12 protein-coding genes and 2 pseudogenes are annotated in these 15,856 nt (G+C 46.2%); 8 read left to right on the plus strand and 6 right to left on the minus strand.

The features are described 5' to 3' along the window. Nucleotides 1-151: 151 nt before the first annotated feature. Nucleotides 152-2,728, plus strand: a complete 2,577-nt coding sequence (locus H6F66_RS02105) for a putative PEP-binding protein (RefSeq protein ID WP_190417727.1) — start codon at nt 152-154, stop codon at nt 2,726-2,728. Nucleotides 2,729-2,779: 51 nt separating this feature from the next. Here H6F66_RS02105 and H6F66_RS27490 read toward each other — a convergent pair whose 3' ends face one another. Continuing rightward, a complete protein-coding gene (locus H6F66_RS27490) occupies nt 2,780-3,469 on the minus strand; it encodes a hypothetical protein (protein WP_242019065.1) in 690 nt (229 codons plus the stop codon). Between the two features lie 32 nt (nt 3,470-3,501). After that, a pseudogene (locus H6F66_RS28180) lies at nt 3,502-3,882 on the minus strand (hypothetical protein); the annotation flags it as partial. Nucleotides 3,883-4,066: 184 nt separating this feature from the next. Here H6F66_RS28180 and H6F66_RS02115 point away from each other — a divergent pair. Continuing rightward, entirely contained in the window at nt 4,067-5,224 is a 1,158-nt protein-coding gene (locus tag H6F66_RS02115) for a hypothetical protein (RefSeq protein ID WP_190417729.1), read from the plus strand. A 306-nt stretch (nt 5,225-5,530) separates the two neighbouring features. On the opposite strand, the pseudogene H6F66_RS02120 reads toward H6F66_RS02115, so the two are convergent. Beyond that, nucleotides 5,531-5,894, minus strand: a pseudogene (locus tag H6F66_RS02120) (hypothetical protein); the annotation flags it as partial. A 105-nt stretch (nt 5,895-5,999) separates the two neighbouring features. On the opposite strand from H6F66_RS02120, the gene H6F66_RS02125 reads away from it, so the two are divergent. Beyond that, a complete protein-coding gene (locus tag H6F66_RS02125) occupies nt 6,000-6,788 on the plus strand; it encodes a sugar phosphate nucleotidyltransferase (protein ID WP_190417768.1) in 789 nt (262 codons plus the stop codon). Between the two features lie 5 nt (nt 6,789-6,793). On the opposite strand, the gene H6F66_RS02130 is transcribed toward H6F66_RS02125, so the two are convergent. Then, nucleotides 6,794-7,444 carry a DUF1361 domain-containing protein gene (locus tag H6F66_RS02130; protein ID WP_190417731.1) on the minus strand — a complete coding sequence of 217 codons (651 nt, stop codon included), beginning with the start codon at nt 7,442-7,444 and terminating at the stop codon, nt 6,794-6,796. A 152-nt stretch (nt 7,445-7,596) separates the two neighbouring features. Continuing rightward, nucleotides 7,597-9,903 (minus strand): MASE1 domain-containing protein, encoded by a 2,307-nt coding sequence (locus H6F66_RS27500; protein WP_199313286.1) that lies wholly within the window; start codon nt 9,901-9,903, stop codon nt 7,597-7,599. Between the two features lie 233 nt (nt 9,904-10,136). Between H6F66_RS27500 and H6F66_RS02140 the strand changes: the two genes are divergently transcribed. Further along, complete coding sequence (locus H6F66_RS02140; RefSeq protein ID WP_190417773.1) at nt 10,137-11,504, plus strand: metallopeptidase TldD-related protein; 1,368 nt, start codon at nt 10,137-10,139, stop codon at nt 11,502-11,504. A gap of 151 nt (nt 11,505-11,655) precedes the next feature. Here H6F66_RS02140 and H6F66_RS02145 read toward each other — a convergent pair whose 3' ends face one another. Then, a complete protein-coding gene (locus H6F66_RS02145; RefSeq protein ID WP_190417777.1) occupies nt 11,656-11,811 on the minus strand; it encodes a hypothetical protein in 156 nt (51 codons plus the stop codon). Nucleotides 11,812-11,958: 147 nt separating this feature from the next. Between H6F66_RS02145 and H6F66_RS02150 the strand changes: the two genes are divergently transcribed. The 4 genes from H6F66_RS02150 (at nt 11,959) to H6F66_RS02165 (ending at nt 15,768) form a co-directional block, all read left to right on the plus strand. Then, nucleotides 11,959-12,747, plus strand: coding sequence for an SAM-dependent chlorinase/fluorinase (locus H6F66_RS02150; protein WP_190417734.1), 789 nt, complete (start codon nt 11,959-11,961; stop codon nt 12,745-12,747). Nucleotides 12,748-12,780: 33 nt separating this feature from the next. Beyond that, the gene (locus H6F66_RS02155; protein ID WP_190417735.1) at nt 12,781-13,434 is read left to right on the plus strand and encodes a DUF2301 domain-containing membrane protein; all 654 of its coding nucleotides are present in this window, start codon (nt 12,781-12,783) and stop codon (nt 13,432-13,434) included. A 148-nt stretch (nt 13,435-13,582) separates the two neighbouring features. Further along, nucleotides 13,583-14,698 (plus strand): DNA-processing protein DprA, encoded by a 1,116-nt coding sequence (gene dprA, locus H6F66_RS02160; RefSeq protein WP_190417737.1) that lies wholly within the window; start codon nt 13,583-13,585, stop codon nt 14,696-14,698. Between the two features lie 212 nt (nt 14,699-14,910). Beyond that, nucleotides 14,911-15,768, plus strand: coding sequence for a GNAT family N-acetyltransferase (locus H6F66_RS02165; RefSeq protein WP_190417739.1), 858 nt, complete (start codon nt 14,911-14,913; stop codon nt 15,766-15,768). Nucleotides 15,769-15,856 lie beyond the last annotated feature (88 nt).

Below are 15,856 nucleotides of genomic sequence, written 5' to 3' on the forward strand. Positions count from 1 at the left end.
TGTTGGAAGGCTATGCCTTGATTCGTCAGGTGCGACACTCTTAAGCCGAGTTACTAGCAACAGTGGCAAGTTTGGGCAAACAATGAAAAATCCAAAATTAAGAATTAACAATTAAGAAGGCTTGCTGTTAAATGTTTAATTTTTAATTCTTATGGATAATCTCCACTGGCTTGAGGAAATTAAATCAATCGACCGGACGCTGGTGGGAGACAAAGCCTTCTTTTTGAGCAGAGTCATGCAGCGTGGCTATCCGGTCGTCCCCGGTTTTGTGGTTCCAGCGATCGCTACCCATGAATTTCTCGAAAGCGTCGAATGGTCAGAACCGCTGGGCTTGGATTTACCTTATTCTTCGCTACACCTGGATGTGGATAATCCCAAACAGTTGCAGCATCTCGCCCAAAAAATTCGTCAAGAAATTACCACTGCTGCTTTACCGGAGTCTTGGCTGGAAAACATAAACTCCGCACAAGAGCGTTGGCATTCCCCAGTGTTGATTTTACGCCCTTCTCTAGCATTGGTGGGAAGTTCGGCATCCGTACTACGAACAAGCAACTGGTCGCTAGTACAGGAGTCTGGACTTTTAGAATCCCATACTTGTCTTGCGTCGCCAGAGGCTTTGGCTGGGGGGCTGAAATTAAGTTGGGCGGAACTGTTCCGCGCCCGAAGTTTATTTTATTGGCAGTCTTCTGGTATTCAGGTAACTCAGATAAATCTGGGAATTTTAGTACAACCGCTGATGGAAGCGATCGCTTCTGGTACTCTGCACGTCTTACCCGAACTTTGGGAAATTCAGGCAACTTGGGGAATGGGGAGGGCGCTGTTTCGCGGCGAGGTGGTTCCAGATTCCTACCAAGTGCAACCAGAAACGGGTGAAGTGCAAACCCGCAACTTAGGAATTAAAACCCGTGCCTATCGGATTAAACAATACTCTACAGACGGGTTTGAAAACAGCACGGACAGTGTTCAGGTGGCAGTAAAGGCTTATGTCGCTGGGTTGATGGCTGATGAAGGTCTAGAGCCTTATCTTCTGGACGAGGATCAACAAAAAAATTACGCTTTGTCAGAAAAGAACTTAAATGATCTAATAAACCTGGCAAGGCAACTAAAGGCTGAACTCGGGCCAGCTTTTTCTCTGGAGTGGATAATTTCTCCCCATGCAAATGAAGGCGACAAGCTTTATCTTACGCAAGTAAGCATTCAGCAGGCAGCAGTCAACTTGAGGGAGTCGGAAGTCCGAGATTGGCAACCAGCAGTTAGCAGTGATTCATCTATGGCTTCATTCAATTCACGGCCAGCTGTACATTCTTTATCTTCCCGCTCATCCCCGACTAGCCACAATCCAGGGGAAGGCGATCGCGTTGCGGCGACACCTGGGCTAACACCTACAGCATCACAGCAGCAGCACTCAATTAAGGGACTAGCAGCGGCGCCGGGACAAGCGATCGCGATCGCCCACGTATTAACAGAGAACCATCACACGCAGTGGTCAGAAGCAGACGGAGTTTCATTAGCAGCAGTTAGCGGCAAAATTTTAGTTACCAAAAACATCACTCCTGATTTGCTTCCCCTGCTACGACAAGCTGTGGGGGTGATCGCTGAACAAGGTGGAATGACTTGTCACGCTGCGATTGTTGCTAGAGAACTGGGTATTCCCGCTGTAGTGGGCGCTATCGGTGCTAGACAGCTGATTCAAAGTGGTGACTCGGTGCTACTTGATGGCGATCGAGGAGAAGTATATCGCCTTAGCGATGAAGAGTCATTAGTGATTAATCAAAAGCCGTTAGCTAACAAACAACCGCCAATTTCCAATTTCCAATTCCCCATTGTTACTCAACTACTTGTCAACCTGAGTCAGCTGAGTAGTATCGAACGTGCAGCGAATCTTCCTGTCGATGGAGTCGGCTTATTACGTTCAGAATTACTGGTGTTGGACTTAGTGGAGGGCCAACACCCCCACCGTTGGCTACAACAGGGGCGCGATCGCGAATTAGTGGGGCTTCTGTCCCAAAAGTTGTGTGAGTTTGCTGCTGCTTTTGCGCCGCGTCCGGTATTTTACCGTTCTCTGGATTTGCGATCGCACGAATTTCTCTCTTTAATCGGTTCTCGTCAAGTACAAGCCGAAGCCAATCCAATGCTAGGTAACAGGGGAACCTTCAGCGCCACTTCTGACCCCGCCTTGTTCGATTTGGAAATGGCAGCTTTAGCCAGCGTACAGCAGTCTGGCTACACCAATATGCACTTGCTCTTGCCTTTTGTCCGCACCGTTGAGGAGTTTTCCTTTTGTCGCCATCGCGCGATCGCAGCTGGGTTAACTGAATCTGCCCAATTTCAACTCTGGATCATGGCTGAAGTGCCGTCTGTTTTGTTTCTCCTAGCAGATTACGTCAAAGCAGGCTGCATGGGCATCTCTATTGGCTCTAATGATCTGACTCAGCTGGTTTTAGGAGTTGACCGTGAGCACGCACAGATGGCGAGTGCGTTTGATGAGCGTCATCCCGCAGTGATTCAAGCGATCGCGCAACTCATCGCTGGGGCAAAACAAGCGGGTATCCCCTGTTCTATCTGCGGTCAAGCTCCAGCTCAATATCCCGAATTGATTGACCAGCTAGTACAGTGGGGTATTACTTCAATTTCCGTGGAACCGGATGCAGTTGAAAGAACATATAACGCGATCGCTCGTGCTGAACAACGCTTGATTCTCGAAGCCGCCCGTCGTCAACTTGGGTAGTTCGTGGAAGAGTTGCAAGGCTTTAACCTCCCAACTCTTGCCTCAGTGGCTTTAAAACCGTAAAATTGCCGCCACCGGAGCTTCATCAGGCACTTTTTCCGGTTCCACAGCATAAACTGTGCCACCATTCAAAAGCGTATGCACGGCAGCAAAATCCACCATATCCTCATCATCCGGCTGTGGTTCCGGATGTAAATCTACCGTCATTGTATCCGGGTTAAACTGTCCCCAATGCTGTTCGCCTACTGCCACAAACAAAGAATCAACCCGTTGATAATAAGCAGATTGAATGATTTCTTGGATGTCGTGAGATACTTTACTCGTATCGTTTCCAGCTAGTTCCTTGTATTCCTCTACAGCTCGCTCAATTTTCTGATGAAATAGAGGTTCTACAATTTCCCAAGCTTGTGACTGCCATTCTTCAGGCTTGACATTTTCCGGATTTTCAGTAATCTCTTCCTCTACTAAATGTTTGTAATTATTAGCCTCTTTGTATGGAAATAGATACTCAACTCCTGCCAACACTAAAGGCGATTTCTTATTTTTCAGGAAATTGTGCAATGCGTCATCAACGATGTGGAAATATTGCAGGATGTCCTGCTTAATATCATCCCTATCAGGACTTCCTTGTCCATGAAAACTGCCCGCCTGCTGAGCAGCATTAGCGGTTCCACCTTTCGATGTGCTGATCCGGAACTGACCCTCCTTAGCCGTCTCGTTATATTGGAGAGCTTCATCCATGTCTTAGGCAAACCTTCTAACTCTACCTCCTTAACGGTGGAGCGGGTTGCCTCTAGCAACTTAACCTGCTTTTGGCTAAGAACCAGAATGTAGAATTTCCCATCGTTGTTGATTAGATGCAGCAGCGGCTTTAGGTGGAAGCGATCGCTTACAACCACCAAGTGTTGAAACTCTTCCGGAAGATAGTAGTAGCGAAATACATCTGGCGACACAAAAATTGCCAGTCCGTGGTCTTGGTTTTCCCAAAAATCACCAGTATCAAGCTCATGCACTTGCTGGAACCATTCCATTGTCTGTTGATGGTCAAGACCCATTTCATCCAAACGTTGCTCTGCCTCACGAATGAGATTTTTGAAACGAACCGGGTTTTGTCTAATATCTGGCCCCGCCTTTTGCACCGGCATAGAACCCATTTGACATCCTTACAATTCTGGACAGTTCTGGATTAACGTCCTTACCTCCTTTGAATCTAGTTCTCATAGCGTATTGCAGCGACCTCTGAGCTTCTTTTCTACCATTCGGCAGGGGCTTCGGCTTGGAAAAGTTTTTATAGTATGAGGGTTTCCTTGCACATCTTTTTAATCCTGTCTTAATAATATGAGCTTCCTTTCGATCGAAGAACTGAAAGAACTCGTCGAACAGCCGCAAGGACTGTGTGTATCAATATACATGCCGACCGTGCAGCTTAGTTCAGAAACTCAGCAAAACTCTGTCCGCTTTAAAAATCTACTTCGGCAGGCGGAAGCGGAGTTAAAAAAATATGAATTGCACCCGACTGATCCAAGCCAATTTCTTCAGCCTGCGAGTGAACTGGATGAAGATGAATTCTGGCAGCAACAGAGCGCAGGTTTAGCATTGTTCATCTCAGAAGGGTTCTTCCGTTTCTATCGGGTACCGATCGACCTGATTGAACTGGTAGTCGTAAGCGATCGCTTTCATCTCAAGCCACTAATTCCGCTGTTGAGTGGAGATGACCGCTTCTATATTCTCACGCTCGGTCAACGGGATGTGCGCCTTGTGGAATGCAACCGCTACGGCATCACCCGTGAAGTCGAAATCGAAGGCTTGCCGAAGAGTATGGATGAAGCCTTGCAGTATGACGAAACGGCGAAAGATGAACAGCGACGTCAGGGCGCGGGCGCAGGCCGTTCAGCTTTGCAAGCAGGTGGTTCCTATCACGGACAGGGCGGCGAACGCGAAAACGTTAAGGAAGATTTGCTGCAATATTTCCTGTTAGTTGATAAAAGCTTGCACGACTTCTTCCGCAATCGCCGCTCGCCGCTTGTTCTAGCTGGCGTTAGCTATTTGCTGCCGATTTATCACGAGGCAAATACCTACAATTTCATTGTGGAAGAAGGAATTCAACACAACACAAAAGAGCGAACGGCAGAAGAACTTCATGCAGAAGCATGGGCAATCATAGAGCCACAGTTTAAAGCAGACCAGGAAAAAGCGATCGATTATTATCATGAGTCAATTGCGGCTGGCAAAGGATCAAATGATTTGAATGAAGTCATTCAAGGGGCATTTTATGGTCGCGTAGAACAGCTTTTTGTTCCGATTGGTGTACAAAGATGGGGACATTTTGACCCGGACTCAATGGAACTTGAGATACATAATGAGGCTCGTCCTGGTGATGAAGATTTGCTCAATGCAGCAGCGATTCAAACGATCTTTCACGGAGGAACGGTATATGCTGTTGAACCGGAAAAAGTACCGGACAATACCCCTGTTGCGGCAGTATTTCGCTACTAATTGGTAAGGAAAGCGAGGATGTGGAAGAATCTATTTAGGGGTAAAGGTAGCGAAGCTGGAACGAAGTAGACACGCCATGTCTAGAAGTTCTGCTACCAGCTCATCCTAGAAAAGTTCTGTCTTTAAACAGCATCCAATTTTAGCCGCTGATGTATGTCTAACTGAAGCGTGCCAATCCCTATGGCACGCTCCCATATCAACGGAGTCAACGCCCGTAAGTCCTCTTGAGAGAGCCGCTTCATCAGCACTTCTTTGGTCGCGTTTTGTTCTATATTATTTTAACGATTATAGAACCCATTTGAGAGCTCAGGAAGGAGCTGAAAGCCGTTTGAATATTAGCCTGACAAAGCAGAGATCGATTTTGGTTGTGGCATGAGATAAGGTGCGCTTCTTCGTTCTTCACCAGACTCTTACAGCGCTCCATCCAAGCATTGGAACGTTCAATCACCCATCGTGCGATGGCTGGGACAAATCCAGATTTTCCTTGCACCTCCTTCTCTTGTTTCGAGGGTTTCGTCGAACGCTCAAACCTGATTTTTGTCATGATCTGAGGATAAACCTGCTCTAACTTCTCAATCAAATAATCAAGGTGATAACCGTGGTCTAGCAGAATAGTTATCTTGGGAATATTGACCGGTTTCGATTTGAAATAGTCGATGTTGAGCAGTTCATTTCACGTCAAGACTAATACTTATTCATCTTTCTTTTGACAGGAAAGTTTCTCATTTTCTCTTTCTCCTGGCTTACGCCATCTACCATGACCAACAGCAATCAAATGAAACAGCGGCAAGTAATTGGACTGCTACCAGCAGGAGGACAAGCAGCGCGAATTTCCCCTTTACCAGTTAGCAAAGAATTGTATCCAATTGGATTTCGCCGCGTGGATGATAACAGCTTACGCCCCAAAGTCGTTTGCCATTACCTACTCGAAAAGATGCGGCTGGCAGGTATTACCAAGGCTTACACCGTGTTGCGTCCGGGTAAGTGGGATATCCCTGCCTATTTTGGCGATGGCTCCATGCTGAACATGAACATGGGCTATTTAATTATCAGTTTGCCTTTCGGCGCGGCTTACACTTTAGATCAAGCCTATCCCTTTGTGCAAGATGCTGTTGTAGCAATGGGTTTTCCTGACATTCTTTTTCATCCGGATGATGCTTTCGTGCGGTTACTCGCACGTCTTGAAGCTAGTAATGCCGATGTTGTCTTAGGATTATTCCCTACAGAAGAGCCGCAAAAAGCTGGTATGGTTGATTTTGATGCCGCCGGACGAGTATACAAGGTGATCGAAAAACCACCACAGAGTCAACTGCGATATATGTGGGGTATTGCAGTTTGGACACCAGTTTTTACACAGTTTATGCACGAGCATCTGGCTGGTATCCTGGCACTCAGTAGTTTAGCACCACAGCGAGAGTTGCCGATTGGGGATGTGATTCAGGCTGGAATTGACAATGGTTTGCGGGTAGAAGCAGAGGCGTTTCCAGAGGGTACATACTTGGATATTGGCACGCCACCGGATTTAGTTCGCGCAGTTCGCCTCTTTGCTGCTGAGGAAATTTAAGCTAGTTACTGATAACTGCTAACTTTTGACTCCTTCGGCGATCGCGATCGCCAAATTATCCCCAAACTGACTTGCTTCATCAGCCAGTACAACAAAGTCACCACCCCAAAGGTGATAATCATAACCAGCAGCGGCCATTTGCCTACTAAATCATCGACTACGCTTGTCAATAAGGCATCCGGTTGGGTAATCAAGTCCCAACTGTTGAAGCGGAGGAATCTTCCTAGAAAGATGCCAACAGCGCTTAGACCGTGCAACGTCAATTCAACTGCAAGAATATATTTACCTAAACCTTGCCGTTGTAAGTAGTAACCCAGGTTAATTATCGATAAAACGTAGGCTTCAAACCCAGCTAGGATAACTAGCAAATACTGGGGAATCAGAATCAGGGTAATCATCCACACCGAGTTGATAGCGCGAATATCCTGAATTAGGTGAATGATATCCGTCAATAGATAGGGAGCATTGGGCAAAAAAGCCACAAAAACGCACAATCCCACCCACCAGATAAGTGATCGCTTTTGGTTACTGCGAAATAGCCAAACACTCAAAGCCAAAGGAATAAATGCCAAAAATAGATTCCAAGTCATCCAGCGGCTATTGAGGCGCAAAACACGCGCTATATTGACCATCCAGTTAATTAGTTCAAATTTCATAGGCGCTTTTTCTCTCCTTGGCTAATCAATAATATTCCCACAGGCTCTTATCCTGGGGCTATACCAGCAAAGCTTGACGTGAGCAGGCTTAGTTTGTTCGCCTTTGACTTTAGTCGTTAGGCATTTTGCTTTTCCCCAGTATAGCTACTGTCTCAAAGTTGACCACGCTGCCGCAGAGGAATGTTTATCTCAAATGTTGTCCAACCAGACCCAGATAAACATTTCAGTTGTCCTTTGTGCTTTTCTACAATTATTTGATAGCAGATAGACAAACCTAATCCTGTGCCTTTACCAACTTCTTTTGTTGTAAAAAATGGGTCGAATATTTTATTTATTGCCGCTTCTTCTATACCTATTCCATTATCTGATATTTTAATTTGCATCCAATTATTATCTAAAAGTTGGGTGCTGATGTTCAAAACATAAGCTTCAAGCGTAAAAACTGAATTACTGTAATTATCATTAATAAACATTTTTCCTTCGTCTTTCATTCTTTGCTCTAAAGCATCAATGGCATTATTAAGTATGTTCAAAAATACCTGATTTAGTTCTCCGGGATAACATTCAACTAGAGGCAATTGCCCATATTCTTTGATTACTTCAATGTCTGGATGCCCTGGACGACCTTTGAGACGACGCTGTAAAATCAGCAAGGTACTATCTATTCCTTCATGGATATTTACTGGCTTCATTTCCGATTCATCGAGTCGGGAGAAGTTACGTAAAGAAATAACAATCTGACGGATGCGTTCGGCACCGTTGTGCATGGAGGACAAAACTTTCGGGAGATCGTCGATTATAAAGTCCAGCTCAACTGTCTCACTTACAGCTTGGATTGCTTTTTCTGGTGCGGGATAGTATTTTTGGTAGAGGTTTAAAACGTCAATCAGGTTTTGGGCATAGTTGCTGGTATGGATGATATTGCCGTAGATAAAGTTAATCGGGTTATTAATTTCGTGAGCGATACCGCCTACCAACTCTCCCAAACTTGACATTTTTTCAGATTGAATTAATTGCTGCTGGGTTTGTTGAACTAAAAATAGCGATCGCGCTAATTCTTCATTTTTTTGTTCTAACTCCAGCGTCCTCTCTGTCACTTTCTGATCCAGGTTGTGGGCAAGTTCGAGCAATTGTGCTTCTGATTCCAGCAGCGCTTTCTCAATCCTTTTTTGTTTGCTGATGTCTTGAATCGTACCGATCAGGCGAATTATCCTACCTGATGGTTCCTGAATAGTCTCACAACTTCCCTGGACAATGCGCTCTTGATTATCGGGTAGAATAATTCGGAAGTCAGTGCTGAAAGGCTGGTTATGAAACGATGCCCCGTCTAGCAGCTCTTTGATCCTTTGTTGGTCGTCTGGGTGAACTGAATTTAAGAAGATTTCCACCGTAGGCTCAAAGGCTTTTGGGGAAAAACCCAAGATGCGATAATGTTCATCCGACCACTGCAATTGTTGTCTAACCAGATCCAAATCCCAGCTACCTAGATGGGCGATGCGTTGGGCATTGGCTAAACTGGCCTCGCTCTGGCGCAGAAAAATCTCAGTTTGTTTGCGTTCTGTAACTGTTGCCGCCAGAACGAGGGCAGTAATGGCTTCAACCCCCATGAAGGTTTGCAGAGCCAGGATCGCCTGGTTGATATTATCTGTCTGTCCAATGAAGGGGCCCCTGCCTTTGGAGGCTCCCCAGATGGCGATACTAGAGACGAACAGGGTTGCCAATACGGTGCCGCGTTGACCAAAACGGAAGGCAGCCCAAATGACTAAAGGTAAGGGTAGGTACTCAATTGGGTAGCGATCGCTTACGATTTTGCTAGCCGATCCGAAGACTGCCCAGGATACACCCAACAACATCAAACACAATACTACTGCCTCAATAACTCGTCGAGGCTGTAGGTTTATCTGATGCCAGCGCGATCGCATTCGCCGTAGTTCGCCCCTAAACCAGGTCAATACCAGAGGTGCGAGGATTAACACTCCCATTGCGTCTCCTACCCACCAAGTCCACCAAATCGCGGTAAACTTGCTCCAAGTCTCAAAGCCGCTCCAGCAGAGGATGGTGACGCCCAAAGTGGGGCCGATTATTGTGGACAAAAGTGCGGATAGCGCCACCAATGCTAAAACATCTCGCAGACTCTCAAGGGACGGATGCAAGCCAAGGCGACGCAGCAGTGTAGCACCAGCGATCGCTTGCAAACTGGGGATAAATGCCATTCCCAAAGCCATATACCAAGGTTGTCCCACCTCAAGCGAAATAAAGAAATCTCCCAGCGCCACTCCAGGCCATATACCTCGACCAAATAAAAAAAGTGCAGCTTGGCTAATCCCTGCGGGTGGAAACAGCGGTGTCGTTGCTGTCGATATGCTGGGAATAGAAAAAACTATTTTTCCGGTAACAAAGTAGATAGCAGCGAGTACAGCGACGGCGGCTAGGTATCGCCATAACCGAGGTTGGGACATTTTGGATTTTGGATTTTGGATTGGTTTGCACCAAGCTATCATGCCTTTTACTCGTTCCCTGTGCGAGTGAAGCTTTCGATAGGATTCGCTCCCATCCCCTCGCTTTGAAGATTTATAACATCAGCAAAATAAGAATAAGGCAGAAACTAAAGGAAACGAAACACAAGCAGGCTACTGTGATATTCGCCTAGAATCCCTATTAGGAATTAAAAAAATTAAAAATGACAACTTCAATGCAGGATCAGTTGCAGGAGGCGATCGCACCTTACCGCGATCGCGTAGACTATCTAGAAATTCGCTTAGAGCAGAGTGAGTCAACCTCAATCTCCTTTCGCGGCCCCCAATTGGATGCTGTGGATCGCAATTTTACTCTCGCTGGTGGCATTCGCGCCTGTCACAAGGGCGGCTGGAGCTTTGTTACTTTCAATGGTTTAGCCCAGTTGAATGACCGGATAGCCGAGGCGGTTTCTCAAGCGCATCTGGTCGGTAAAGAAACTACTATGTTAGCCCCAGTTGAGCCAATTCAAGATTATGTGGCGGTTCAGTTAGGCTGTGATCCGCGTGGGGTGAGTCTGGAAGAAAAGCGCCGTAATTTGGCAAAATACAACCAATTGCTGCTGGATTTTGACCCGCGAATTCAGACAACGATGGTGAGTATGAGCGATCGCTTCGGCACTACCTATTTTGTCAATTCCCTCGGCACCTGCATCGCCCAAGAAAGACTGGATGTGTCGGGTAGATTTGGCGCGATCGCCCGCGAAGAAGGTTCCGTTCCCCGCCAAGGTTTCGAGTCCGTCCACTCCCGCACTGACTATAACATTCTCGAAGGCATCGAAGACCGCGTACTAGGTGCCGCCAAACGCGCTGTCGGGCAGCTAGAAGCAAAATCCGTTAAAGGGGGACAATATACTGTAGTTCTCGACCCCTATCTCGCTGGAGTCTTCATTCACGAAGCCTTTGGACATCTTTCCGAAGCTGATGGTATCTACGAAAATCCCAAAATGCAAGAATTACTTGCTCTGGGCAAACCTCTAGGGATTAAGCAGTTGAACGTAGTAGACGATGCTACCATGCCCGGTTTACCCGGTTCTCTCAAGTATGACGATGAAGGTGTTCCCGCTCAGCGCAAATATCTAATTAAAGACGGCATCCTCACCCAACGCCTGCATAACCGCGAAACTGCTGGCAAAATGCACGAAGCTCCCACAGGCAACGCTAGAGCGCTCAATGCCACTTATCCCCCCATTGTGCGGATGACTAACACTGGCATTGAAACGGGTGAACACTCCTTCCAAGACATGATTAAGGATATTGAGGAAGGTGTTTATGCAGTGCGGATGCTAGGCGGACAAACTAACGGCGAGATGTTCACCTTTGCTGCTGCGGAAGGTTACATGATTCGCAATGGCAAGTTAGCTGAAAAAGTTAACGATGTCACTCTCACGGGTAATGTTTTCCAAACTCTCAAAGATATTGAGGCAATTGGTAACGACTCAATTTATGTTAGCGGCGGTTGCGGTAAAGGCGGACAAATGCCTCTTCCTGTAAGCGTCGGTGGCCCCCATCTGCGAATCAAAAATGTAGTTGTGGGCGGACGGTAAGAAGGCAAGAGGCAAAAGCCAAAGGGGGATGCCGTAATGCGGCATCCCCCTTTGAGTTTTTTAGCAAGGTATATGGGATGGGTTTCGTGACGGTTACACCCCACTACACCTCCCAAAATGGCAAATTATCACTGCGCTGATGCTATCGGGCTTAGTTGAAGTAGTTGGCTTCTGCTTCCAACTGACGAACCAAGGCTTCGTCACCTTTTGCTCTAGCGACTTCTAAACGATGCTGCAAGCTTTTTTGGATGTTCTCCCGATGAGCCGCCGCTGCATTTTTCCGGTTATCTTGACGTCTTCCGCTCATAATGGACATTCTTTTGGCTCGACTTGAGGTATCTCTTACATTTTTAATATAGCCTACACTAGGATAAACGGTAGCCTTTGTTACCGAAAATTCACAAATATCTAGCTAGGGTTATAAGTTGGCTCCTACAAGCGCCAGCGATCGCAGATGCACAAAACCAAAATTCTCACCCTTCTCACTGATTTTGGGTTGAGTGATGTGTATGTGGGGGTGATGAAGGGTGTAATTGCCCAAGTCAACCCAACTCTGAATATGGTGGATCTGACGCACGACATTCCACCTCAGAACATCGCCGCGGCAAGGTTTTGTCTGATGAGTGCTTACCCATATTTCCCACCAGGGACGGTGCATATTGCTGTAGTTGATCCGGGGGTGGGGAGTAATCGGAGAGCGATCGCTATTCAATTCGGCGACAGCTTCCTGGTGGGGCCAGATAACGGGATATTTAGTGGCATTATCACAAGTAGCGACGTTACGGCTGTCGAACTCACTAACCCCAGTTATTGGCGCACGAGAGAACCCAGCACCACCTTTCACGGACGAGATATTTTTGCCCCAGCAGGCGCTCATCTTGCCAGTGGCGTTCCCCTAGAACAACTGGGAACAGCAATTAATCCGGAAACTCTGGTACAGTTGCCCATACCTGAATACAGGGTTACAGAGGCGGGTGTAGTGGGTTGCATTCAGTATAGCGATCGCTTCGGCAACTTAATTACCAACATTCCCGGTACTCTAGTGGAAGAAAAATCTTGGTTTGTTGAGGTAGATAAATATACCATCCTAGGTACAACAACTTACCATGACAGCCCCCCTGGAAATCTGGTTGCTTTAGTTGGTTCTCATGGATGGGTAGAAATTGCTGTTAATTGTGGTAATGCTCAGCAGCAACTGCAACTAAACTGGGGAGATGTAGTAAAAGTTATCTTAAGTAAGTAGACATAATTAAACAGCAATAAAGGAAAGCAAAGTATGACTCAGAGTGATGCTCAGTTAGAACCAGTAGTTTATCAAGGGCAGTTTGGAGAGTTTACGTTAACCGGAAGCGATCGCACTGGTGTAATAATTTATCGCGCCGGGTTAATGGTAGCAGCTTTAAGCTTTGCCTTGGGTAGCTGGTTGGTATTGGGAACAAATACAACCCAATTGTCCTTACTAACTCCCTTATATGCTTGCTTTTGTTTAGCATTGGGTGTCAGCTTAGTTACCATTCATATTTACCTGGAACCACTGCACCGACTATTACAAGCTTTTTGGGTAATTGGTGCGGTATCGGCAGCGTTTTTGGCACTCCAAAGTAGCGAACCTCTGGCTTTAACTGTATACAATTACCCAGTTACACTTTTCGGGATTGGTTTTACCTTTGTATCGTTGACGGGGATTTATTTTAAAGAAGGTTTTTGCTTTCACCGGTTAGAAACAAAAATTCTCACGCCTTTAGTTCCAGTCCTATTACTAGGCCATCTAGCTGGCGTTTTACCAGTTTCAGTAGAACAGAAATTATTAGGAGTTTGGGCGGTTCTATTTATCGTGTTTGCTCTGCGAAAAACTGTTCAAGAAATCCCCGATGATATTGGCGACAAGTCGGTTTTTGCTTATTTGAAACAACAGCGTTCAGCGACTTGATATTATTTCTCGTTCCCAGGCTGAGTTTGGGAACGAGAATATTTTGAGAAACAAAGCTACCGACGCGAATGTGCGAAAGTAGGTGGCAACTACTGGAGCCTTTATCTGATTAGTATGCTGGAATCTGAATGGCGACGAGGGTAGGTAATTGGTAGAAGAACGCGCCTTTTGGCTGGCATGGTCGCAAATTCCTAAAATTGGGCCAATTTTGCTTGGACGCTTGCAAAAGCATTTTGGCACACTCTCGGAAGCATGGCTTGCCAGTCCCGGTGCCTTGCGAGAGGTAGAGGGGTTTGGGCGTCAGACAATTGAGGTGGTGGTAGAGAAGCGATCGCGCCTTAATCCGCGACAATTATTAGAGCAACACTCGGCGAAAAATCCCTGTTTCTGGACACCAGCTGATGCAGATTATCCCCGCTTACTCCTAGAGACTCCTACCCCGCCGCCAGTGCTGTACTATCGCGGCAAAGTCCAACTTCTGGAAAATCAAGGTATTACGCCGATGATTGGCATTGTCGGGACTCGCAAACCCTCCGAGTATGGCAAGCGTTGGACTCGCAAAATCAGTACAGTGCTGGCAAAAAATGGTTTCACAATTGTTTCTGGTATGGCAGATGGAATTGACACAGAAGCACATCGCGCCTGTATAGAAGCTGGAGGACGAACGCTGGCAGTTTTAGGCACTGGCGTGAATGTAGTTTATCCCAGGAACAATAAATCTTTATACGAACAGATTTTGCATCACGGATTAGCCTTAAGCGAGTATCCAGCAGATACGCCACCAACACGGGAACATTTTCCCCCACGCAATCGAATTATTGCTGGTTTGAGCCGGGCAATTATGGTGATGGAAGCGCCTACAAGATCCGGTGCTTTGATTACTGCCGACTATGCTAATGAGTTTTGTAGAGATGTCTATGCTTTGCCTGCAAGATTAGATGATCAGCAGTCAATGGGTTGTCTAAGATTGCTTAATAAGGGAGCTATGTCGTTTCTTGATGAAGCGCATTTGTTAGAAATGTTAGGAGCAATTCCACAACTCGATTCGGTGCAGCAATTAGAGTTATTTAATCAATCTTCCTTGCCGGATTTGGAACCAGAACTCAAACAAGTTTTTCAAGCTATTTCCCTTGAACCTGCGCCGTTTGATTTAATTGTGCAACAAACTAATTTAACGCCAGGATCTGTATCTAGTGCGCTGTTGCAACTAGAATTACTTGGGTTAGTATTGCAATTGCCGGGAATGCGCTATCAAAGATGTTAGAAGTAACGCTTTTAGAAAAACTACCTCTTAATGGATGAACCAGTAAGGTGAATTGCTCTCACCCGCTTGGATGAGCTGGTTAAGGGAAGCGATCGCGCGATCGCTTCAGTAATTTATAAATACTGATTGCACTTTTGTAAGGTAGGCAATGCCCACAAAATACAGTCTTATATCTAGCAGTAAAAACGCAAATTACCAATTACCAAATTTATATGACACATAATATTGAATTTGGCACCTTTTCTAACTCTGACGAAAGTCAACAGCTTTTGGCATTACTGTGCCAGTGCTTCAATGCTCCCCCCAGCGACGATCAATATTATGCCAATCTTATCGGCTTAGACAACTTTCGGGTAATCCGCAAAGATGGACGTGTAGCTGGAGGATTAGCCATCCTTCACATGGGACAATGGTTCGGTGGTTCTAGCGTAGCGATAGCAGGAATCGCATCTGTTGGCATTGCTCCCGAACATCGAGGAACAGGCGTAGCGGCGGCGATGATGACAGAACTTGTCAAGCAGCTTTACGAAGCGGGTGTTCCTATATCAACACTCTACGCCTCTACGAGTGCGCTTTATCGGAAAGTTGGTTACGAACAGGCGGGGAACTATTGCCGTTTGTCGGTGCCAGTAGACAGTATTCTGCTAAAAGATCGCACTCTCCCCATTTTTCCAGTAGCAGCAACTCAGCATGAAGTTTTTCACGAATTATACCGCCAACGAGCGATCGCATCCAGTGGCAATCTAGATCGAAATCAGGCAATTTGGAAAGGAATAATCGAGTCTAAGGAAGAAACAATTCACGCCTATCTAATTGGTGCTGAAGATAAACCACAAGGTTACATCATTTTTAGCCAAAAGTGGGGAGACAAAGGCTACAACCTACTAATTAGAGACATGGTGGCAATAACACCAGGAGCAGCACGCCGTCTGTGGACTTTCTTCGCCGATCACCGCTCTTTAGCAGAGAATGTTATTTGGCGGGGTATGGCAATCGACCCTTTTTTAGGCTTACTTTCCGAGCAAACTTACAAAATTACTGCTTTAGAGGTTGTCTTAAAAGTTGGTTGAGCAGTAAAAAAGCTCACTCGGTGTAAGCTGCGAATACGAATTGCACAGCACCGAGAGAGCCGCATGAGTAAAGCATATCCTAGCAACC

It is taken from the genome of Trichocoleus sp. FACHB-6 (assembly GCF_014695815.1).
GTDB lineage: Bacteria > Cyanobacteriota > Cyanobacteriia > Cyanobacteriales > FACHB-T130 > Funiculus > Funiculus sociatus.

Excerpts from the sequence above, each read along its gene's own strand:
- H6F66_RS02165 (WP_190417739.1), top strand. The coding sequence starts at position 14,911 with ATGACACATAATATTGAATTTGGCACCTTTTCTAACTCTGACGAAAGT.
- H6F66_RS27500 (WP_199313286.1), bottom strand. The coding sequence starts at position 9,903 with ATGTCCCAACCTCGGTTATGGCGATACCTAGCCGCCGTCGCTGTACTC.
- H6F66_RS27490 (WP_242019065.1), bottom strand. The coding sequence starts at position 3,469 with ATGGATGAAGCTCTCCAATATAACGAGACGGCTAAGGAGGGTCAGTTC.
- H6F66_RS02155 (WP_190417735.1), top strand. The coding sequence starts at position 12,781 with ATGACTCAGAGTGATGCTCAGTTAGAACCAGTAGTTTATCAAGGGCAG.
- H6F66_RS02105 (WP_190417727.1), top strand. The coding sequence starts at position 152 with ATGGATAATCTCCACTGGCTTGAGGAAATTAAATCAATCGACCGGACG.
- H6F66_RS02115 (WP_190417729.1), top strand. The coding sequence starts at position 4,067 with ATGAGCTTCCTTTCGATCGAAGAACTGAAAGAACTCGTCGAACAGCCG.
- H6F66_RS02140 (WP_190417773.1), top strand. The coding sequence starts at position 10,137 with ATGCAGGATCAGTTGCAGGAGGCGATCGCACCTTACCGCGATCGCGTA.
- H6F66_RS02150 (WP_190417734.1), top strand. The coding sequence starts at position 11,959 with ATGCACAAAACCAAAATTCTCACCCTTCTCACTGATTTTGGGTTGAGT.
- H6F66_RS02125 (WP_190417768.1), top strand. The coding sequence starts at position 6,000 with ATGAAACAGCGGCAAGTAATTGGACTGCTACCAGCAGGAGGACAAGCA.
- H6F66_RS02130 (WP_190417731.1), bottom strand. The coding sequence starts at position 7,444 with ATGAAATTTGAACTAATTAACTGGATGGTCAATATAGCGCGTGTTTTG.
- H6F66_RS02145 (WP_190417777.1), bottom strand. The coding sequence starts at position 11,811 with ATGAGCGGAAGACGTCAAGATAACCGGAAAAATGCAGCGGCGGCTCAT.